The organism is Phenylobacterium sp. LjRoot97 (assembly GCF_964254345.1).
Classification (GTDB): Bacteria; Pseudomonadota; Alphaproteobacteria; order Caulobacterales; family Caulobacteraceae; genus Phenylobacterium.
This window is the reverse complement of record NZ_CAXUTH020000001.1, coordinates 2,584,784-2,604,080: the sequence shown is the minus strand read 5'-3', so window position 1 is coordinate 2,604,080 and position 19,297 is coordinate 2,584,784. Positions and strand designations below refer to the sequence as shown.

20 protein-coding genes are annotated in these 19,297 nt (G+C 68.9%); 12 read left to right on the top strand and 8 right to left on the bottom strand.

Going from position 1 to position 19,297, the window contains the following annotated elements:
• Positions 1-3 precede the first annotated feature (3 nt).
• The 4 genes from secF to ACSQ2H_RS12925 all read left to right on the top strand — a co-directional run bounded on the left by secF (position 4) and on the right by ACSQ2H_RS12925 (position 2,742).
• Positions 4-942 carry a protein translocase subunit SecF gene (gene secF, locus ACSQ2H_RS12940; RefSeq protein ID WP_436061797.1) on the top strand — a complete coding sequence of 313 codons (939 nt, stop codon included), beginning with the start codon at positions 4-6 and terminating at the stop codon, positions 940-942.
• Positions 943-949: 7 nt separating this feature from the next.
• Positions 950-1,309, top strand: a complete 360-nt coding sequence (locus ACSQ2H_RS12935) for an Mth938-like domain-containing protein (protein ID WP_436061796.1) — start codon at positions 950-952, stop codon at positions 1,307-1,309.
• Positions 1,310-1,381: 72 nt separating this feature from the next.
• Positions 1,382-1,987, top strand: coding sequence for a urate hydroxylase PuuD (locus tag ACSQ2H_RS12930; RefSeq protein ID WP_436061795.1), 606 nt, complete (start codon positions 1,382-1,384; stop codon positions 1,985-1,987).
• A gap of 62 nt (positions 1,988-2,049) precedes the next feature.
• Positions 2,050-2,742, top strand: coding sequence for a squalene/phytoene synthase family protein (locus ACSQ2H_RS12925; protein WP_436061794.1), 693 nt, complete (start codon positions 2,050-2,052; stop codon positions 2,740-2,742).
• 4 nt (positions 2,743-2,746) lie between these two features.
• Here ACSQ2H_RS12925 and trmFO read toward each other — a convergent pair whose 3' ends face one another.
• Complete coding sequence (gene trmFO / locus ACSQ2H_RS12920; RefSeq protein WP_436061793.1) at positions 2,747-4,153, bottom strand: methylenetetrahydrofolate--tRNA-(uracil(54)-C(5))-methyltransferase (FADH(2)-oxidizing) TrmFO; 1,407 nt, start codon at positions 4,151-4,153, stop codon at positions 2,747-2,749.
• Between the two features lie 128 nt (positions 4,154-4,281).
• Here trmFO and ACSQ2H_RS12915 point away from each other — a divergent pair, with 128 nt between their 5' ends.
• A complete protein-coding gene (locus tag ACSQ2H_RS12915) occupies positions 4,282-5,169 on the top strand; it encodes a hypothetical protein (protein WP_436061792.1) in 888 nt (295 codons plus the stop codon).
• Here ACSQ2H_RS12915 and ACSQ2H_RS12910 read toward each other — a convergent pair.
• Positions 5,166-5,777 (bottom strand): glutathione S-transferase family protein, encoded by a 612-nt coding sequence (locus tag ACSQ2H_RS12910; RefSeq protein ID WP_436061791.1) that lies wholly within the window; start codon positions 5,775-5,777, stop codon positions 5,166-5,168. The genes ACSQ2H_RS12915 and ACSQ2H_RS12910 overlap by 4 nt on opposite strands.
• Before the next feature lie 138 nt (positions 5,778-5,915).
• Here ACSQ2H_RS12910 and ACSQ2H_RS12905 point away from each other — a divergent pair, with 138 nt between their 5' ends.
• The gene (locus tag ACSQ2H_RS12905) at positions 5,916-6,461 is read left to right on the top strand and encodes a methylated-DNA--[protein]-cysteine S-methyltransferase (protein WP_436061790.1); all 546 of its coding nucleotides are present in this window, start codon (positions 5,916-5,918) and stop codon (positions 6,459-6,461) included.
• Here ACSQ2H_RS12905 and uvrA read toward each other — a convergent pair.
• Positions 6,458-9,355, bottom strand: a complete 2,898-nt coding sequence (gene uvrA, locus ACSQ2H_RS12900; RefSeq protein ID WP_436061789.1) for an excinuclease ABC subunit UvrA — start codon at positions 9,353-9,355, stop codon at positions 6,458-6,460. The genes ACSQ2H_RS12905 and uvrA overlap by 4 nt on opposite strands.
• Positions 9,356-9,601: 246 nt before the next feature.
• Here uvrA and ACSQ2H_RS12895 point away from each other — a divergent pair, with 246 nt between their 5' ends.
• From ACSQ2H_RS12895 to ACSQ2H_RS12875, 5 genes are all read left to right on the top strand, one after another.
• Positions 9,602-9,808 (top strand): hypothetical protein, encoded by a 207-nt coding sequence (locus ACSQ2H_RS12895; RefSeq protein ID WP_436061788.1) that lies wholly within the window; start codon positions 9,602-9,604, stop codon positions 9,806-9,808.
• Positions 9,805-10,026 carry a hypothetical protein gene (locus tag ACSQ2H_RS12890; protein ID WP_436061787.1) on the top strand — a complete coding sequence of 74 codons (222 nt, stop codon included), beginning with the start codon at positions 9,805-9,807 and terminating at the stop codon, positions 10,024-10,026. Before ACSQ2H_RS12895 ends, ACSQ2H_RS12890 begins: the two co-directional genes overlap by 4 nt.
• Complete coding sequence (locus ACSQ2H_RS12885) at positions 10,014-11,669, top strand: N-acyl-D-amino-acid deacylase family protein (protein WP_436061786.1); 1,656 nt, start codon at positions 10,014-10,016, stop codon at positions 11,667-11,669. Before ACSQ2H_RS12890 ends, ACSQ2H_RS12885 begins: the two co-directional genes overlap by 13 nt.
• Before the next feature lie 81 nt (positions 11,670-11,750).
• Positions 11,751-12,206 (top strand): MotA/TolQ/ExbB proton channel family protein, encoded by a 456-nt coding sequence (locus ACSQ2H_RS12880; protein WP_436061785.1) that lies wholly within the window; start codon positions 11,751-11,753, stop codon positions 12,204-12,206.
• Positions 12,206-12,571, top strand: a complete 366-nt coding sequence (locus tag ACSQ2H_RS12875) for a BlaI/MecI/CopY family transcriptional regulator (RefSeq protein WP_436063572.1) — start codon at positions 12,206-12,208, stop codon at positions 12,569-12,571. Before ACSQ2H_RS12880 ends, ACSQ2H_RS12875 begins: the two co-directional genes overlap by 1 nt.
• On the opposite strand, the gene ACSQ2H_RS12870 is transcribed toward ACSQ2H_RS12875, so the two are convergent.
• The 4 genes from ACSQ2H_RS12870 to ada form a co-directional block, all read right to left on the bottom strand.
• Positions 12,572-13,375: an enoyl-CoA hydratase/isomerase family protein gene (locus tag ACSQ2H_RS12870; RefSeq protein WP_436061784.1), complete on the bottom strand. Its 804-nt coding sequence runs from the start codon at positions 13,373-13,375 to the stop codon at positions 12,572-12,574.
• A gap of 63 nt (positions 13,376-13,438) precedes the next feature.
• A complete protein-coding gene (locus ACSQ2H_RS12865) occupies positions 13,439-14,656 on the bottom strand; it encodes a dipeptidase (protein ID WP_436061783.1) in 1,218 nt (405 codons plus the stop codon).
• 96 nt (positions 14,657-14,752) lie between these two features.
• Positions 14,753-15,481: a 2OG-Fe(II) oxygenase gene (locus ACSQ2H_RS12860; protein WP_436061782.1), complete on the bottom strand. Its 729-nt coding sequence runs from the start codon at positions 15,479-15,481 to the stop codon at positions 14,753-14,755.
• Positions 15,478-16,533, bottom strand: a complete 1,056-nt coding sequence (ada, locus tag ACSQ2H_RS12855) for a bifunctional DNA-binding transcriptional regulator/O6-methylguanine-DNA methyltransferase Ada (protein ID WP_436061781.1) — start codon at positions 16,531-16,533, stop codon at positions 15,478-15,480. The genes ACSQ2H_RS12860 and ada overlap by 4 nt, the downstream gene beginning before the upstream one ends.
• Before the next feature lie 254 nt (positions 16,534-16,787).
• On the opposite strand from ada, the gene ACSQ2H_RS12850 reads away from it, so the two are divergent.
• Positions 16,788-18,377: an ABC-F family ATP-binding cassette domain-containing protein gene (locus ACSQ2H_RS12850; protein ID WP_436061780.1), complete on the top strand. Its 1,590-nt coding sequence runs from the start codon at positions 16,788-16,790 to the stop codon at positions 18,375-18,377.
• On the opposite strand, the gene ACSQ2H_RS12845 is transcribed toward ACSQ2H_RS12850, so the two are convergent.
• Positions 18,374-19,285, bottom strand: a complete 912-nt coding sequence (locus tag ACSQ2H_RS12845; RefSeq protein ID WP_436061779.1) for a type II toxin-antitoxin system prevent-host-death family antitoxin — start codon at positions 19,283-19,285, stop codon at positions 18,374-18,376. The genes ACSQ2H_RS12850 and ACSQ2H_RS12845 overlap by 4 nt on opposite strands.
• Positions 19,286-19,297 lie beyond the last annotated feature (12 nt).

Sequence of the window (19,297 nt, the reverse complement as noted above, 5' to 3'; positions counted from 1 at the left end):
AACATGTGGCCTCTGATCCGAATTCTGCCGCGCGAATTCCACTTCAACTTCGTGCGTCTGGCGCCCTACGCGGCGATCTTCTCGGCGATCCTCATTGTGCTCTCGGGCGTGTCGTTCTTCACCAAGGGCCTGAACCTGGGCATCGACTTCATCGGCGGTTCGATGATCGAAGTGCAGACCGTGGGCCCGGCCGACATCGGCGCCCTGCGTCAGACGATGATGCGGGTCGGCGGCGAGGACGCTCAGGTCCAGCAGTTGGGCGCGCCCAACGGCGCGATGCTGCGCTTCCGCACCGCCGAGGGCGTTGACCCCGTCGAGGGCGCCGAAGCCATCAAGACCGAGCTTTCCAAGTCCTTCCCCGGCATCACCTTCAAGAAGGTCGAGGTCGTGGGGCCGAAGGTATCGGGCGAGCTGATGACCAGCGGCTTCATGGCCCTGGGCGTCGCGGTGTTCCTGATGCTGCTCTACATCTGGTTCCGCTTCCAGCTGCAGTTCGGCCTCGGCGCCGTGGTGGGCGTGTTCCACGACGTGCTGCTGACCTTGGGCATGCTCTCGCTAACGCACCTCGAGTTCTCGATGACCTCGATCGCGGCGCTGCTGACCGTGATCGGCTACTCGATGAACGAAAAGGTCATCACCTTCGACCGGCTTCGCGAGAACCTGCGCAAGTACAAGACCGCGCCGTTGGCGGACATCATCAACAAGTCCGAGAACGAGCGTCTGTCGCGGACCCTGATCACCGGCACCACGGCGATTCTGGCCCTGTCGGGCGCGGTGTTCTTCGGCGGTCCGGTGCTGCTGCCGCTGGTCGTGACCATGGTGTTCGGCGTCGTCGTCGGCACCTACTCGTCGATCTACGTCGCCCTGCCGATCATCCTGCTCTGGGGTGTGAAGCGCGGCGACGAGCCGGCCGAGCCGCTCAAGCCCATGACCGCCCGCTAGGCGCGCCATGGCCAGGGACGCCCCTCAGATCGACGCCTACGGAGACGGCGGCTTCCGCCTCTCCACCGGCCGCCACGAGGGCTCCCTGCTGATCGTGCGCGACGAGGCCAGGACCTGGCCCGTCCGTACGATGGGCGAGCTGTCGCCCGACCACTTCGCGGAGATCATCGCCGCGGGCCGAGGCGAGGTGGAGTTCGTGCTGCTGGGGGCGGGGATCCACAACGCCCTGCCGCCGCGGGCGGTGCGCGAGGCCCTGCAACGGGCCGGCATGGGCCTCGAGTTCATGGACACGCCGGCCGCCTGCCGGCTCTACAACATCCTGACGGCCGAAGGCCGCAAGCTCGCGGCCGCCCTGATCGCCGTCTAAGCTTGGCTTTTCGACGGCTGCGAAGCGCCCTATACCCGATCCCCAAGGGCTGGAAACAAGAGGGGCATCGACATGCAGGGACTGCTGTCCAATTTCCGCAACACCATGATCGTGAGCTTCCTGCTCGCTGTGATCATGGTCGTTGGTTACATGAGCCATTACGGCTCGGCTGACGCGATCTTCTGGCAGGCGGTGTTCCGCTGGATGCACACCTTCTTCGGCATCCTCTGGATCGGGCTGCTGTACTACTTCAACTTCGTCCAGATCCGGAAAATGCCGGACATCCCGGCCGAGCTGAAGCCCGCCGTCTCCAAGTACATCGCGCCCGAGGCGCTGTTCTGGTTCCGCTACGCGGCGCTGGCCACCTGGATCATGGGCGTGATCCTGGCCTTCAACCGCGGCTACCTGTTCCAGGCGTTCACCCTGGGCGCGCTCGACGGCTTCTCGGTGCCGCAGCACACCTTCATCGGCGTCGGCATGTGGCTGGCGACGATCATGTTCTTCAACGTCTGGGTCTTCATCTGGCCGAACCAGAAGATCGCCCTGGGCATCGTCGACGGCGACGCCGACGCCAAGGCCAAGGCCGGCAAGCTGGCCATGCTGTTCTCGCGCACCAACACGCTGCTGTCGCTGCCGATGCTGGTGACCATGACCATGAACCAGACCATCTTCGGCTAATTCCCGAACAGGTCTAAGATCGGAAGGCCCGCCCCACCCGGCGGGCCTTTTGCTTGTGTGAGATGCCTGAGACCCAACCCGCCGCCGACCTGGACGACCAGGCCCGCCGCCTCGACCCCGAGCGCTGGCTGTCCAGCCGCTTCATCGCCGACCCCGCAGCCCGCGCCGACGCCATGGCGGTCTACGCCTTCGACTATGAGCTCGCCCGCGCGCCGAAGGTCGCGTCCAACGCGTTGATGGGCGAGATCCGCCTGACCTGGTGGCGCGAGGTGCTGGACGAGGTGTTCGAGGGACGGCCCGTGCGCCAGCATCCCACCGCCCAGGCGCTGGCCGCCGCCATCGACCGTCACGCCCTGCCGCGCGAGCCGCTGGAGGCGATGATCGACGCCCGCTATCGCGAACTGGACCCTGCGCCGATGAATCTCGCCGACGCCCTGGAATGGGCGCGCGGCTCGGCTGGCGGCGCGGCTCGCGCCGTCGCGCGGATCCTCGATCCTCAAGCCGATTTCGCCCGGGCGGAACGGGCGGGTGAGGCCTGGGCGATCGGCATGCTGATGGGCACCGCGGGCATGGAGGGGGAGGCCGCCCACGCGGCGCTGACCGAGGCGCTCGCCGCCGGGCAGGGGATGTCGGTGGCCGCGTTCCCGGCCGTGGCCCACGCGACCTTAGCGCGGGTCAGGGCGCAGGGGCGGCGAGCCTCCGATTTGGAGGCCCGCCTGCGCCTGTTCTGGGCCAGCGCCCGGGGGCGGCTCTAGCAGCCTACTCGGCGGCCAGAGCCGGCGCGCCGGCGACCCAGGCGTCGAGGTCGGCGAGGGCGCGCTCGCCCACCGCCAGCTTCTTGTTGCGGCCGCGCTCTTTGGCGCCGATGCGGCTGCCGTCGTCGCGACGCTTCGGGCCGGCGGCGTCCAGCGGCGGCAGCAGGCCGTAGTTGATGTTCATCGGCTGGAACGAGCCCTTGCCGGCGTCGATGTGACCGCCGGTGATATGGCCGATCAGCGCCCCCAGCGCCGTGGTGGCGGGCGGGGCCTCGATCGGAGCGCCCAGGCGCTCGGCGGCGGCGAAGCGGCCGGCCAGCAGGCCGACGGCGGCGCTCTCGACATAGCCCTCGACCCCCGTCACCTGACCGGCGAAGCGCAGCCGCGGCTGGGTCTTCATCCGCAGTTGACCGTCGAGCAGCTTGGGGCTGTTCAGGAAGGTGTTGCGGTGCAGGCCGCCAAGCCGCGCGAACACCGCCTTCTCCAGGCCAGGAATGGTCCGGAAGATCTCGGTCTGCGCTCCGTGCTTCAGCTTGGTCTGGAAGCCGACCATGTTCCACAGCGTGCCGAGCGCATTGTCCTGGCGCAGCTGAACGACGGCGTAGGCCTTCACGTCCGGATTGTGGGCGTTGGTCAGGCCGACGGGCTTCATCGGCCCGTGACGCAGGGTTTCGCGGCCGCGCTCGGCCATCACCTCGATCGGCAGGCAGCCGTCGAAATAGGGGACGTTCTCCCAGTCCTTGAACTCGGACTTCGGACCAGCCAGCAGGGCGTCGATGAAGGCCTCGTACTGGGCCTTGTCCATCGGGCAGTTGATGTAGGCGGCGGTGTCGCCGGCTGGGCCGGCCTTGTCGTAGCGCGACTGACGCCAGCAGACGTCCATGTCGATCGAGTCGAAGTTCACGATCGGGGCGATGGCATCGAAGAACGCCAGCTCGCCTTCGCCGGTCAGCTGCAGGATCGCCTCGGACAGCGCCGGCGAGGTGAGCGGGCCGGTGGCGACGATGACATTGTCCCACTCGGCCGGCGGCAGGCCGGCGATCTCTTCGCGTTCGATGGTGACCAGCGGGTGGGCTTCCAGTCGCGCCGTGACCGCCTGCGAGAAGCCGTCGCGGTCGACGGCCAGGGCGCCGCCCGCCGGCACCTGGTTGGCGTCGCCGCAGCCCATGATGATCGAATCCAGCTTGCGCATCTCGGCGTGCAGCAGCCCGACCGCGTTGCCCGTCCAGTCATCGGCCCGGAACGAGTTGGAGCAGACCAGTTCGGCCAGGCCGTCGGTCTGGTGCGCGTCGGTCTTCCGGACCGGGCGCATCTCATGCAGGACGACCGGAACTCCGGCCTGGGCGACTTGCCAAGCGGCTTCGGAACCGGCCAGGCCCCCGCCGACGATATGAACTGGTTTGATCGACATGCGTGGCTATCTAGCAACGATCGTAACACTTCGCGAGCGGGGCCTTGCGAAGGTTGACCTCGCCCACCAGAATCCGCAGCCAAATAGCGGCCGACTCGTTTAGACGACGGCTCGGCCAGAGGATTGAGATGAGCGCGTTTTCGGCGACTGACGCCGCTTTCGAGGGTTTCCGACTGACGCGCGAACGCCCGAGGACGGTCCTTGTCTGGGCGGTGCTGTGCTTCCTCGTCAGCATCTGCAGCGCGATCTACCTGACCACCGCCGGCCGCGAGGCCAGCGCCCTGCTCGAGGCGGGGCCGGCCGACACGCCCGACCCTGCCGCGCTGGGCCAGATGGTCACGGTGCTGTTCCCGATGATGATCTTCGGCCTGCTGTTCCAGTGCCTGATGGCGGCGGCGGTCTATCGTGTGACCCTGCGTCCCGAGGATCGCGGCTTCGCCTTTCTCAAGCTCGGCATGGACGAGGTCCGGCTCGCCCTGCTGACGTTCGTCTACTTCCTGCTGGCGCTCGCCGCGGTCATCGCCGCGGTGCTGGTCGCCGGTCTCATCGCGGCCTTGGTGATGATGCTGGCCGGTCAGGGGGCAGGCGCGATGATGGGCATCGTCATCGAGTTCTTTATCCTGGGCGTCCTGTTCTACACCGCCGTGCGGCTGTCGCTGGCTCCGGCCATCACCTTCGCCGAGCACCGCCTGGCGATCTTCGACTCCTGGCGGCTGACCAAGGGACAGTTCTGGAAGCTGACCGGCGCCTATGTCCTGGCGATCTGCGGCATCATCGCCATGTCGCTGCTGGTGCTGGTGATTTTCGCGGCCGCGGTCGCCATCGCCAAGGGCGGCGACCTCCAGGCCGCGGGCAAGATGTTCAGCCCGGACAGTACGTCCGTGCAGTCCTACTTCACCCTGACCACGGTGCTCTACCTGCTGGTCTCGGGCTGGCTGACCGCGATCTACTACGCCGTGGTGATCGCCCCCGCCGCCGTGGCGTATCGGGGGCTCACCAAGGCGGCTGACGCCTAGGCGTCAGCGCTCGGCCGGGCCTTCACCCGCTCGCGCCAGGCCTTGAGGTTGGCGAACTCGTCCTCGACCGGCAGGCCGATCCATTCGGCGAAGTCGACGGTCGAGAGCAGGCAGATGTCCGCCATGGTGTAGCTGTCGCCGACCAGGAACTCGCGGCCTTCAAGCTCGCGGTCCAGATACTTCTGGGCGCCCTGATAGGTCTCCTTGTTCGACTCGCCGAAGTCCTTGAACTGGGTCAGCAGCGCGGCCGTGTAGGGGTGCGCGTGGCGCCAGAAGTTGCCCACCGGCATCATCACCGCAAACTCGACGCGGCGGATCCACTGGTCGACCAGCGCCTTCTCGACGGCGGTACGGCCGAACAGCGGCGGCTCGGGGTGGGTCTCTTCGAAGTAGCGGCAGATGGCCACGGTCTCGGAGATGCAGGTTCCGTCGTCCAGCTCGAGGGCCGGCAACTGGCCCATCGAGTTCTTGGCCCGGAAGTCTGCAGACTTGTGCTCGCGCTTCATCATGTTGACCGGCGTCTCGGGCAGGTCAACGCCCTTCTCGGCCAGGAAGATGCGCACGCGGCGGGGGTTCGGCGCCGGCATCGGCGCGCCGTAAAGTTTCATTGGGTCGCTCCCTAATCGCTAAAATATGGGAGCGAGGCTATTTCGAACGCGCGTTTGAATGCAAGCCTCATCGAACCCCGTGACGTGAGAGTCCGAAAGCCGCGAGCGACGGGGAGGGCCCGGTGCTAGGATCGACCCATGAGTGATGGCTTCGCCCTGTTCGACACCGCCATCGGCGTCTGCGGCGCGGCCTGGAACGCCCGCGGCCTCACGGGCGTGATGCTGCCGCTGAGCGAAGGCGGCGATCCCCGCGCGCGCATGGCCCGCCGCCATCCGGAAGCGGAGGAGCGCGAGCCGCCGCCCGCTGTGGCCGAGGCCATCGCCGGGATGCAGGCGCTGCTGCGGGGGGAAAAACGCGATCTGCTGGAAGTGGGGCTCGACGACGGGGCGATCGCGCCGCTGGCGGCGCAGGTCTACGCCATCGCCCGAGCGATCCCGCCGGGCCAGACCCTTACCTACGGGGACATTGCGCGCCGACTGGGCGACGTCAGCCTGTCGCGCGCCGTAGGCCAGGCGCTGGGCGCCAACCCCTGGCCGATCGTGGTGCCATGCCACCGCATCCTGGCGGCCGGAGGCCGCAAGGGCGGCTTCTCGGCTCCCGGCGGCGCCGACACCAAGCTGCGCATGCTGGAGATCGAGGGCGCGCTGGCCCCCGACACCCTGCCGCTGTTCGGCGGTCGTTAGGCCCGCAGCTTCGCCCGCCGCTCGTTGCGGCGCTTGTCGTGCTTTTCGAGGATCTCGGCCAGGTAGCGCCCGGTCCAGCTCTTGGGGCTGGCCGCGACCTGCTCGGGGCTGCCCTGGGCGACGATCTCGCCGCCGCCGTCGCCGCCCTCGGGGCCGAAGTCGACGATCCAGTCAGCAGTCTTCACGACGTCGAGGTTATGCTCGATGACGACCATGGTGTTGCCCTGGTCGGCCAACTCGTGCAGCACCTCGAGCAGCTTCTTGACGTCCTCGAAGTGCAGGCCGGTCGTCGGCTCGTCGAGGATGTAGAGCGTCTTGCCGGTCGCCCGCCGCGACAGCTCCTTGCTGAGCTTCACCCGCTGGGCCTCGCCGCCCGACAGCGTCGTCGCCGACTGCCCGACCTGGACGTAGCCCAGGCCGACGCGCTTCAGCGTCTCCATCTTGTCGCGCACGGTCGGCACAGCCTTGAAGAAGTCGGCCGCCTCTTCGACGGTCATGTCCAGGACGTCGGAGATCGACTTGCCCTTGAACAGCACCTCGAGCGTTTCGCGGTTGTAGCGCTTGCCGTGGCAGACGTCGCAGGTGACGTAGACGTCGGGCAGGAAGTGCATCTCGATCTTGATCAGCCCGTCGCCCTGGCAGGCCTCGCAGCGGCCGCCCTTGACGTTGAAGCTGAACCGGCCAGGGCCGTAGCCGCGGGCCTTGGACTCCGGCAGGCCGGCGAACCAGTCGCGGATCGGCTGGAAGGCGCCGGTGTAGGTCGCCGGGTTCGAACGCGGCGTGCGCCCGATCGGCGACTGGTCGATGTCGATGACCTTGTCGAAGTTCTCCAGCCCCTCGATCTTGTCGTGCGGGGCCGGGGCGTCCGAGGCGTTGTGCAGCCGCCGGGCCGCGGCCTTGTAGAGCGTCTCGATCGTGAAGGTCGACTTGCCGCCGCCGGACACGCCGGTAATGCAGGTGAAGGTCCCGACCGGGATCTCCGCCGTCACGTTCTTCAGGTTGTTGCCGGTGGCCCCGACGACGCGCAGCACCTTCTTCTTCGAGATCGGCCGGCGGTCCTCCGGGATCTCGATCTCGCGGACGCCCGACAGGTACTGGCCGGTGATGCTGCTGGGATTGTCCATCACCTGCTGGGGCGTGCCTTCGGCCACGATCTCGCCGCCATGGACGCCGGCGGCCGGGCCCATGTCGATGACGTAGTCGGCGGTCATGATCGCCTCTTCGTCATGCTCGACCACCAAGACCGAGTTGCCGAGGTCGCGCAGGCCCTTCAGGCTCTCCAGCAGCCGGGTGTTGTCGCGCTGGTGCAGGCCGATCGACGGCTCGTCCAGCACGTACAGCACGCCGGTCAGGCCCGAGCCGATCTGGCTGGCCAGCCGGATGCGCTGGCTCTCGCCGCCCGACAGCGTGCCCGAGGCGCGGCTCATGTTGAGGTAGTCGAGCCCGACATTGACCAGGAACCGCAGGCGGTCGTTGATCTCCTTCAGGATCCGCCGGGCGATCTCCATCTGCTTTTCGGTCAGATGGTTCTCGAGGTCGGTGAACCATTCGCCGGCGTGGCGGATCGACAGGCGGCTGACCTCGCCGATGTGCTTGCCGTCGATCTTCACGGCCAGCGCTTCGGGCTTCAGGCGGTAGCCGTTGCAGGCCTCGCAGGGGGTCTCGGACTGATAGCGGCCGAGTTCCTCGCGCACCCAGGACGAATCCGTCTCGCGCCAGCGGCGCTCCAGGTTTGGCAGCACGCCCTCGAAGGTCTTGTTGACCTCGTACTTACGGGCGTTGTCGTCATAGACGAACTTGATCTTCTCGCTGCCCGATCCGTACAGCACCACGGTCTTGGCGCCCTCGGGCAGCTTCCACCACGGCATGTCCATCGAAAACCCGTAGTGCGCGGCCAGCGCCTGCAGGGTCTGGGTGTAGAGCGGCGAAGGCCCCTTGGCCCAGGGCGCGATCGCGCCCTTGTGCAGGGTCTTGTCCTTGTCGGGCGTGATCAGGTCCGGGTCGAAGGCCAGCTTGGCCCCCAGGCCGTCGCAGACGGGGCAGGCGCCATAGGGGTTGTTGAACGAGAACAGCCGCGGCTCGATCTCGCTGATCGTGAAGCCCGAGACCGGGCAGGCGAACTTCTCGGAGAAGATCAGCCGCTTGGGTTCGCTCTCGCCCTCGGCCGTGTCGGCCCACTCGGCGGTGGCGATGCCGTCGGCCAGCCGCAGCGCGGTCTCCAGGCTGTCGGCGTAGCGCGTCTCCATCCCGCCCTTGGTGACCAGGCGGTCCACGACCACGTCGATGTCGTGCTTGAACTTCTTGTCGAGCGCCGGGGCGTCCTCGATCGGATAGAACTCGCCGTCGATCTTCAGCCGCTGGAAGCCGGCCTTCTGCCACTCGGCGATTTCCTTGCGGTACTCGCCCTTGCGGCCGCGCACCACGGGGGCCAGCAGGTAGATCCGCTCGCCGTCGGGCAGGGCGGTCAGTTTGTCGACCATCTGGCTGACGGTCTGGCTCTCGATCGGCAGGCCGGTGGCCGGCGAGTACGGGATCCCGACCCGCGCCCACAGCAGGCGCATGTAGTCGTGGATCTCGGTCACCGTGCCGACGGTCGAGCGCGGATTGCGGCTGGTGGTCTTCTGCTCGATCGAGATCGCCGGGGAGAGACCTTCGATCAGGTCCACGTCCGGCTTGCTCATCAGTTCGAGGAACTGACGCGCATAGGCCGAGAGGCTCTCGACATAGCGGCGCTGGCCCTCGGCGTAGATCGTATCGAACGCCAGCGAGCTCTTGCCCGAGCCTGAGAGCCCGGTCAGCACGACGAGTTCGCCGCGCGGAATGTCGACGCTGACGTCTTTCAGATTGTGCTCGCGGGCGCCGCGGACACGGATGAAGTTGAGCTGTTCGGCCATGTTTTTCCGGAAAACGCTTGCAGCCGCTGATGCCCTCAGCGGCTCCCGTCCAATGTAGTTCCGAGACTCACCGATAACACGGGAACGTTAGGGGAACAAACCCGCTGCGGCGATATCACCGGCAGGTTCTAGCGCGCGGACCGCACAAACCTGTCACCAGTCTTGTCAGCAGGGCCATGATTTCCGCTCGACTTACGCGGCGGAGGGCCGAGCACGCTTTCGTCCAAAGAACGACGGAGGATGCCCATGGAACTCACCAGACAGCGGCGCTTCGTGACCCCGATGGCGGGCGAGAGCGTGCAGGACCTCGCCGCCAGGGCGCTGCCTGACGAGCCGCTGGACAGCGCCGTCGACCAGATCCGCAGTTGGAACCTCCACATCTTCGCCATGCGCAAGCCGGCCGGTCTGATCCTCGGCAGCGACGTGGTGTTCGTGGAGCCGCCGCGGCGATGAGCGCCGAGGCCGTGATCGCCGGAGCGGAGATCGCCGCCGGGCATGACGGCTCGGCCGAACTGGTCTTGCGCCTGCGCTATCCGAACGGCGGCGAGGGCGTGCTGGTGTTGGAGGCCGAGAAAGGCCTGGAGCTGATGGCCGCCTGCGGGGCGGCGCACCTGGATGAGCTGGCCGGGCATTCCTGGCGCAAGCTGCTGGAGGAAACATGTTCGACGTGATCGTGCGTAACGGGCTCGTGGTCGACGGGTCCGGCGACAAGGCCTTCAAGGGCGACGTGGCGGTGAAGGACGGCCTGATCGCCGCGGTCGGCGAGGTGTCCGGTCCGGCCCGGCGCGAGATCGACGCCGGCGGGCGGGTCATCGCCCCGGGCTTCATCGATCCGCACACTCACTTCGATGTCCAGCTGCTGTGGGACGGCGCGGCGCGCCCAGCTCTGGAGCACGGAGTCACCTGCATCGTGCCGGGCAACTGCTCACTGTCGCTGGCGCCGCTGAAGGCCGCCGACCGCCCCAAGGTCGTGGGGATGTTCCAGCAGATCGAGGAGATGCCGCCCGAAGCCTTCACCCAGGCCTTCGACTGGAGCTGGGAGGACTTCGCCGGCTATCGCGACGCCATCGCCCGCAACTTGTCGATCAATGTCGCGCCGCTGGTCGGCCACAGCGTCATCCGCCTGTGGGTGATGGGCGAGGCGGCCCAGCAGCGCACGGCGACGGCTGAAGAGACCGCCGCCATGCAGGCGGTCCTGCGCGAGTGCCTGCAGGCCGGCGCCGTCGGCCTCTCGACCAGCTTCGTCGATCTCGACGAGCACGGCCGGCCGGTGCCCAGCCGCTTCGCCGACTTCGCCGAACTGGACGCGCTGTCGGCGGTGCTCGGCGAGTTCGGCCGCATGCTCCAGTGCGTGCCGGAATTCTACGACGTCGACATCACCATCGCCCGCATCGACCAGCTGTCCGAGCTGTCGCTCAAGCACGCCATTCCGACCACCTTCTCGCCGGTGTTCGACAACACCTCGACCCCGGACAACGCCCCGCGGATCCTGGCCCGGGTCGAGGAACAGTTCGCCCGCGGCGCGCGGGTCTGGCCGCAGATGCAGACCCGGCCGATCGACATCAGCTTCTCGCTGCTGCGGCCCAGCCTGTTCTTCGCGCGGCTGCCGCGCTGGGTGCGGGTGCTGCGCCAGCCGCTGGAGGCGCGGCTCCACTCGCTGACCGATCCCGAGACGGTGGCCAAGATGGTCGAGGACCTCGGCCCCGACGGCGGCCAGCGGATGATGGGCGGTCTGATCGTCCGCGGCGGCGACGCCGCGCCGGCGGAGATGGTCGGCCGCACCCTGGGCGAGATCGCCGCCGAACGCGGCCAGGTCCCGGCCCAGGCGCTGATCGACATCTCGCTGGCCCACGGCCTGGATGTAGCGTTTCTGGCGGCCGACATGGGCCACGAGGCCACCGACCGCATCGGCCCGATGCTGGCTCACCCGCTGGTCCACATCGGGGCCAGCGACGGCGGCGCCCACATCGCCTCGTTCTCGACCTATGGCGACACCGGCTATCTGTTCAGCGAGTTCGTCCGCAAGGGGCTGATGAGCCTGGAGCATGCGGTCCGCAAGATCACCGCCGAGACCGCCGACATCTGGGGCCTGAAGGGCCGCGGGCGGCTGACGCCGGGCCACGCCGCCGACATCGTGGTCTTCGACCCGCAGACCATCGACCGGGCTGAGGAGCGCCCGGTGTTCGACATGCCGGGCGAGGGGATGCGCTACGTCCGCGACGCCCGCGGCATCGACGCGGTGCTGGTCAACGGCGAGGTGGCCTATCTGGGCGGGGCCTACACCGAGGCGCGGTCGGGGGTGGTCTGCGTCTAGCCATCGGCGTGGCCCAGGCTTGACGAGTCGATTTACACGTGTAATCCAATTGCGAACTACAAACGTAATTTGGAGGAAGCGATGCAGACGACGGTCATTCCGCAGCCCGATCCCATGAACCCGGTCGTCGTGCCGGAGTTCGAGCGGCTGAACTTCGCCCAGGTGTTTCTCGACGCCTCGCGCCTGAACCAGGGCGTCATGCTGGTCCTGATGGTCATGGGCGTGGCGGCGGTCGCGCTGTGGGCGCTGGGGTTCGGCCGATCGCTGTCGGCGCAACCGAGCCGTTCGGTGGGCGGCCTGCGCTATCTGAAGGGCATGTGGGTCGGGGCGCTGCTGCTGGGCCTGTTCGGCGCGTCCTTCACCCTGGTCAGTGGCTTCATGGGCTTGGCCAACGTGCGGCCGACCCCGGCCATGGCCGTGCTGGCCCCGGGCTACGCCGAGGCGATGTTCCAGGTCATGCTGGGATTGGCGGCGTCGGCCCTGGCGGTCATCTGCCACCAGGACCTCGACGCGCGTCTGCGCCGGCTGGCGGCGTGATCGGCATCACCGAGGCCGAGCGCCAGGTGATGGAGGCGCTCTGGTCCGGCGGCCCGCTGACCCCCGACGAACTGGTCAAGGCCGTGGCCCCGGCCCAGGGCTGGGGCGAGGCGACGGTCAAGACGCTGGTCAATCGCCTGCTCAAGAAGGGCGCGATCGCCTCACGCAAGCAGGACGGCCGCACGCTCTACGCTCCGCTGGTGGCTCGCGACGAGTACGTGACCGCCGAGAGCCAAGGCCTGCTCGACCGCCTGTTCGGCGGCGAACTGGCCCCGATGGTCGCGCACTTCGCCCACCGCCAGGCGCTGTCGGACGAGGAGAAGGCTCGCCTACGCCGGCTGCTCGACGAGCTTGACCGCGAGTAGCTAGCCCTCGCGCCGCTCGTAGCGGGGCGGGCGCTTTTCCAGGAAGGCGGCGACGCCTTCGCCGAAGTCGCCGTCCAGGCTGGCGAGGATCTGGTTGCGGTCCTCCATGGCGATGGCCGCTTCCAGGCCCTGGGCGTCGATGGCGTGGTTCAGCGCCTCCTTGGTCAGGCGCAGGCCTAGCGGCGTGGCGTGCAGCATGTCGGCGGCGAAGCTCTGCGCCTCGGCCTGCATCGCCTCCGGCGCGACCACCCGGCTGACCAGGCCCAGCTGGTAGGCGCGCTCGGCGTCGATGAAGCGGCCGGTCAGCATGAACTCGGCCGCCACCGACGAGCCGACCATCCGCGGCAGGAAGTAGCTGACCCCGATGTCGCAGGCCGACAGCCCGATGCGGATGAAGGCGGCGTTCATGCGGGTCTTCGGGGTGGCGATCCGCACGTCGCTGGCCAGGGCCAGGGCGAAGCCGCCGCCGCTGGCCGCGCCGTCGACGCAGGCGATGATCGGCTGCGGGCAGCGGCGCATGGCGATGACGATCTCGCTGATCTGCCGCTGGCCGGTCAGGCTGGCGCCGACCGAGCGGCCGCCCGGCGCGGCGGTGTTGCGCTCCTTGAGGTCCAGCCCGGCGCAGAACGCCCCGCCGGCGCCGCACAGCACCACCACCCGCACGTCGCGCCGCCAATAGAGCCCGACGAAGAAGTCGCGCAGCTCCTCGACCAGCTTGCGGTTCAGGGCGTTCAGCCGCTCGGGCCGGTTCATGGTCGCCCAGACGACGTCGCCGTCCTGGCGCAGGTCGAGGTGTTCGTACATCGCAGGCCCTCCGAACTTTCGAAGGAGCCTGCGCCCGCCGCCGCCGCGTCAGGCAAGCGGCGGCTATTTGGCCTTGAGCTCGTCGGCCTGCTTCAGCACCCGCAGGGCGTTGCCGCCCCAGAAGCCGGCCAGCTCGTCCTTGGTCCAGCCCGCCGCGACCAGCCGCTCGGTGAGGGCCGGGAAGTAGGTGATGTCGTCGAAGCCCTCGATGCCGCCGCCGCCGTCGAAGTCGCCGGAGACGCCGATGTGGGCCTTTCCGGCGACCTGGGCCGCGTGCTGGATGTGCTTCATCAGGTCGTCCATGTTGGCGCGCGCGATCGGGTACTTGGCCTCGATGGCGTTGCGCGCGGCGCGATAGGCTTCGCGCTTGTCGGCCGGGATGTCGCGGACCGGGCCCCAGGTCTTGTTGAGCTCCGTCAGCGCCGCCCGGCGCTCCGGAATGTCCGGCATGTCCTTCATGTAGCCGGAGAAGGCGTTGATCTGGATGACGCCGCCCTTGGCGGCCAGCTTGCGCAGCAGGTCGTCGGGCGCGTTGCGCGGGTGGTTGTAGATCGCCTTGGCGCCCGAGTGCGACAGGATGATCGGCGCCTTCGACAGGTCCAGCATCTGGTCCAGCACCTGGTCGGAGGCGTGGCTGGCGTCGAGCAGCATGCCCAGGCGGTTGGCCTCGGCCACGAACTGCTTGCCCTCCGCCGACAGACCGCCGTGGATCGGGCCCTTGGGGTCGGTGGCGCTGTCGGCCAGGTCGTTGTTGGCGAAGTGGACGGGAGAGATCATCCGCACGCCCATGTCGTAGAAGGTCTTCATCAGCGTCAGGTCGCCAGCCACCGGCGAGCCGTTCTCCATGCTGATGTAGACGAAGCGCTTGCCGCTCTGGCTGATCGTCGCGGCCTCGTCGGCCTTGGTCGCCAGGGCGAAGATGTCGTGGTTCTTGGCGACCATCTCGTGGATCACCATGGTCCGCAGCAGGGCGTGGTCGCGCGCGGCGATGTTGCCCTCCTTGGTGTTGGCGCCCTGCGGGGTGAACACCACGAAGAAGCCGCCGTCGACGCCGCCCTCGACCATCCGCGGATAGTCGACCTGGCTGCCGTCCTCGACCTTGTTGCGGGCGCGGATATCGAAGCTGGGATTGGCCTCGTTGGCCGGCGTGTCGAAGTGGGTGTCCAGCACGATCAGGTTCTCGTGCAGGATCTTGGTCTCGGGCTTGACCTTGGGGGCCTGGGCCAGAACCGGCGAAGCGCTCGCGAGCAGGACCGCGAGCGGAAGACCAAACTTGAACACCAACGCCACTCCCCGAAACTTGAAGGCCCGAACCTTCAGCATTCCGGGGAGTCTGCGCAAGCCTCAGTTGCGGGCCCGCAGGCGAGCGCCTGATTTTCAGGCGGCGTCGTGAAAGATCACGCCCAGGGTGTGGCGCTGGCCGCTGCGCAGCTGGCTGACGCCGTGGCGCATGACGACCCGGTAGCTGCCGCGCGTTCCGCGCACCGGCCGGTGGTGGACCGCGAAGATCAGGCCGTCGCCCTGACACAGCGGCGCGACCTCGGCTCGCGACTGCATGCGCGGCCGCTGTTCGGTCAGCACGAACTCGCCGCCGGTGAAGTCGCGGCCCGGCTCCGACAGCAGCACGGCGAGCTGCAGCGGGAAGACGTGCTCGCCGTAGAGGTCCTGATGCAGGCAGTTGTAGTCGCCGGGCCCGTACTGCAGCAGCAGCGGCGTGGGCCGCTGTTGCCCCGCCTCGTGGCAACGCTGCAGGAACGCGGCGTGGTCGTCGGGGTAGCGCACCGCGATCCCCATCGTCTCGTTCCAGCGATTGGCGATCGGGACCAGGCGCGGATAGAGCCGGGTCCGCAAACCGCCGACCAGAGGGGGCAGGGGGTAGGCGAAGTACCGGTACTCGCCGCGCCCGAACCCGTGGCGGCTCATCACCACCCGGCTGCGAAAGCCGTCCTCGCGGCCATAGAGGCCGGCGATCGACGCGCACTCGTCCGGCGTCAGCAGGCCGGGCAACAGCGCCGAGCCCTGCGCGTCGAGGTCGCGCTCGACCTGGGGCCAGTCGAAGGACGCCAGGCGCCCTTCGCCGGTCGGGATGGAGGCCAGGGCGCTCACGCCGCGGCCTCGCGATCCAGCAGCGCGCGCTTGCGCTCGACGCCCCAGCGATAGCCCGACAGCGCCCCGTCGTTGCGCACCGCCCGGTGGCAGGGAATGGCCACCGCCAGGGCGTTGGCCGCGCAGGCCTGGGCTACAGCGCGGACCGCCGTGGGCTTGCCGATCTTCGCCGCGACGTCCGCATAGCTGGCGGTTTCGCCGGCCGGGATCTCGGCCAGCGCCTGCCAGACCCGCTGCTGGAACGCCGTGCCGCGCACGTCGAGCGGCAGGTCGAGGCCGAGCCGCGGTTGCTCGACGAAGCCGACGACCTGGGCGACCAGCGCCTCGAACGCCGCATCGCCGCCGATCAGCTCGGCCTTGTCGAAGCGGTCCTGTAGGTCGCGCAGCAGCTCGTCCGGATCATCGCCGAACAAGATGGCGCAGACGCCCTTGTCCGTGGCCGCGACCAGGATCGAGCCGAGCGAGCACTCGCCGACCGCGAAGCGGATCTGCGCGGCCTGCCCGCCGGCGCGGAACCGGGTCGGGGTCATGCCCAGCACCTTGTCCGACTGCTCGTAGAAGCGGCCGCCGGAATTGAAGCCGGCGTCGTAGATCGCTTCGGTGATGGTGCCGGTCTCGCTCAGCGCCCGGCGGACCCGCTCGGCGCGCCGCGCATCGGCATAGGCCTTGGGCGTCACGCCGGTCACCGACTTGAAGATCCGGTGGAAGTGGAACGGGCTCATGCCCGCCTCTGCGGCCAGGACTTCCAGGCCCGGCGCCTCTTCGGCGCTCTCGATCAGCCGGCAGGCGGCGGCGACGGCCTCGGCGTTGCGCTGCGCCAGCGGCGCCTGGTCGGGCTTGCAGCGCTTGCAGGGGCGAAAACCCGCGGCTTCGGCGTCTTCGGTGGTGGCGTGGAAGGCGACGTTCTCCGGCCGCGCCGGCCGCGCGGCGCAGGAGGGCCGGCAGTACACGCCCGTGGTGCGCACGGAATAGAAGAACGCGCCGTCGGCGGCGGCGTCGCGGGCGGCCAATGCGGCCCAGCGGGCGCTCTCGGTCTCGAATGCGATCTGCATCTCAAATGCTCCATCGATCTGGTGAGCGATGGGATAGGCCTCCGTCAGGACCGTGAAACTCCGGCTCTTGCTTTCAAATCCGCATGGCCGACGCCGATCGCAAGCGCCACCGCAACGACAGGTCCGGAAACCGCGATTTGCGATCCCGCCCGCCGGCCCCTATATCGGACGCTCACCGCAAGGAGACGGCAGCACCATGGACATCGCGACGGACACCCACCTCGTCCCGAACGCCCCTCTGTCCACGGTTTTCCATGTCCGCCTTTCTGACGCTCGACAGCCTTTCGTACAAAACGCCTGACGGCCATCCGCTCTTCGACGACCTGACCCTCGCCTTCGGGGCCGAACGCACCGGCCTCGTGGGGCGTAACGGCGTGGGCAAGACCACGCTGATCCGGCTGATGCTGGGCGAGATCTCGCCCGCCGCCGGGTCCGTCGTCGTGCGCGGCCGTGTCGGCGTGCTGCGCCAGGCCCTGGCGCCGCCGCCGGGCGCGAGCGTCGCCGACGTCCTCGGGCTGGCCGGCGACCTTGCGCGCCTGGGCCGCATCGAGGCCGGCGAGGGCACAGAAGACGACTTCGACGACGCCGACTGGGCCTTGCCCTCGCGATTGGAGGCGGCCTTCGCCCAGGTCGGCCTGCCGGGCCTCGAACCGGGGCGTCTGGCCGCCGAGCTCAGCGGCGGCCAGGCGACCCGCGCGGCGCTGGCCGGCCTGCTGGCCCGCGAGCCTGACCTGCTGCTGCTCGACGAGCCGACCAACAACCTCGACGCCGAGGCCCGCGCGCTGATCGCCCAGGTGCTGGCCGGCTGGAAGGGCGGGGCGGTGGTGGTCAGCCACGACCGCGCGCTGCTGCGCCAGATGGACCGCATCGTCGAGCTGACCAGCCTGGGCGCCAAGGTCTACGGCGGCGGCTACGACCTCTATGCCGAGCGCAAGGCGCAGGAGGAGGCCGCCGCCGCCCGCGACCTCGCCGACGCCGAGCGGGCCTTGGCCCGCGTCGAGCGCGAGAGCCAGGTCGCACGCGAACGCAAGGACCGTCGTGACGCCGCCGGCCGCAAGTTCGCCGCCAAGCGCAGCGAGCCGAAGATCCTGCTCGGCGGCATGGCCGAGCGCGCCGAGAACTCCGGCGCGCGTGAGGGGCAGGTGGCCGCGCGGCTGCGCGAACAGGCCGCCGGCGATCTGGCCGAGGCGCAGGGGCGCGTCGAACGCTTGCGGCGACTGGCCTTCGAGCTGCCGCCGTCAGGCCTTGCGGCGGGCAAGACGGTGCTGGCCTTCGACGACGTCGCTTTCGCCTATCCCGGGGCGCGGCCAGTCCTGCAGGGGGTGTCGCTGCGCGTCACCGGCCCGGAACGGGTCGCGATCACCGGCCGCAACGGCGCCGGCAAGTCGACGCTGATCGGACTGGCGACGGGGGAGCTGGCGCCGAGCGCCGGCCGCGTCACCCACGGCGCCCGGGCGGCCCTGCTCGACCAGAAGACGGCCATGCTGCGGCCCGGCGAGACGCTGGTGGCGGCCTTTCAGCGCCTGAACCCCGGCGCCACGCGCAACGACGCTCACGCTGCGCTGGCCCGCTTCCTGTTCCGCAACGTCGCCGCCGAGAAGCCGGTCTCGGCGCTCAGCGGCGGCGAGCGGCTGCGCGCGGCCATGGCCTGCATGCTGATGTCGGAGACGCCGCCGCAACTGCTGGTGCTGGACGAACCGACCAACCACCTGGATCTCGACTCGATCGCGGCGGTGGAGGCGGCGCTGCGCGGCTACGACGGGGCGATCCTGGTGGTCAGCCACGATCGCGACTTCCTGGACGCCATCGACGTCGATCGCGAAGTGCGGTTGGGCGCGGACTAGGCCTGGCTGGCGTCCACGGTGACGGCGGCGATCAGGCCGTCGGGCACGACGTCGCGCACCACGCTCGCCAGCCCGATCCGGACCGGCAGCTCGCCGCCGTCCTTGACCAGCAGCGTGGTGGCGATCTGGCTCGGTTGACCGCCCTGCAGCACCGCCTCGAGCGCGGCGGTCAATTCGGCGCGGTCGCGTGGGCGGGCGATGTCGGGCAGCCGACAGGAGACCAGTTCGTCGACCGAGAAGCCGAGCAGCCTGGCGAAGCCCGCATCCAACGTGGTCAGCACGCCGCGCACATTGAGCCGCAGCACCATCACCTGCGGCAGCATCGACAGCGCCGCGTCCAGCGCCCGCGCCTCGTGCAACTGGGCCTGCATCTCGCGCTCGGCGGTGCGGTTCTGGATCAGCACCGCCACCCCGCCTGGATAGGGGAAGGCGCGGAAGGCGTAGCGGCGCACGCCAGGGGCGTCGCCCGGCGCCTCGAACTCCAGCGTCTCGCCGCTGCGCAGTGCGCGCTTGAGCTGTTCGCCCATCAGCGTCCGTGCGGTGGGTGGAAACAGCTCCTCCCAGAAGCGGCCGACGATCTGCGAGGCGCTATGGCCGACCAGCGCTTCGAACACGTGATTGACCGCGGTGATGTGCAGCTGGGCGTTCAAGGCCATGAAGGCCTCGGTCACATGGTCGAGGATCGCGTGCTGGCTGGTTTCAAAGGACGGCGCCTGGTCTTCACGCTGGTGAAATGGGGCGTCCTCTTTCGAGGCTGAGTAGTAGTCGGCCGACACCAGGACAACTCTTGGTCGTCCGTGGTGAGTGACGATGACCGGGCCGCCTAGTGCTCGATCCTGCCACTGCCCGAAGTTCCGGCTGATCTCTCCGGCTGTGACGACCGAAGTTTCTCCGTGGCCGTTGTTCATCTCTGCTTCGAG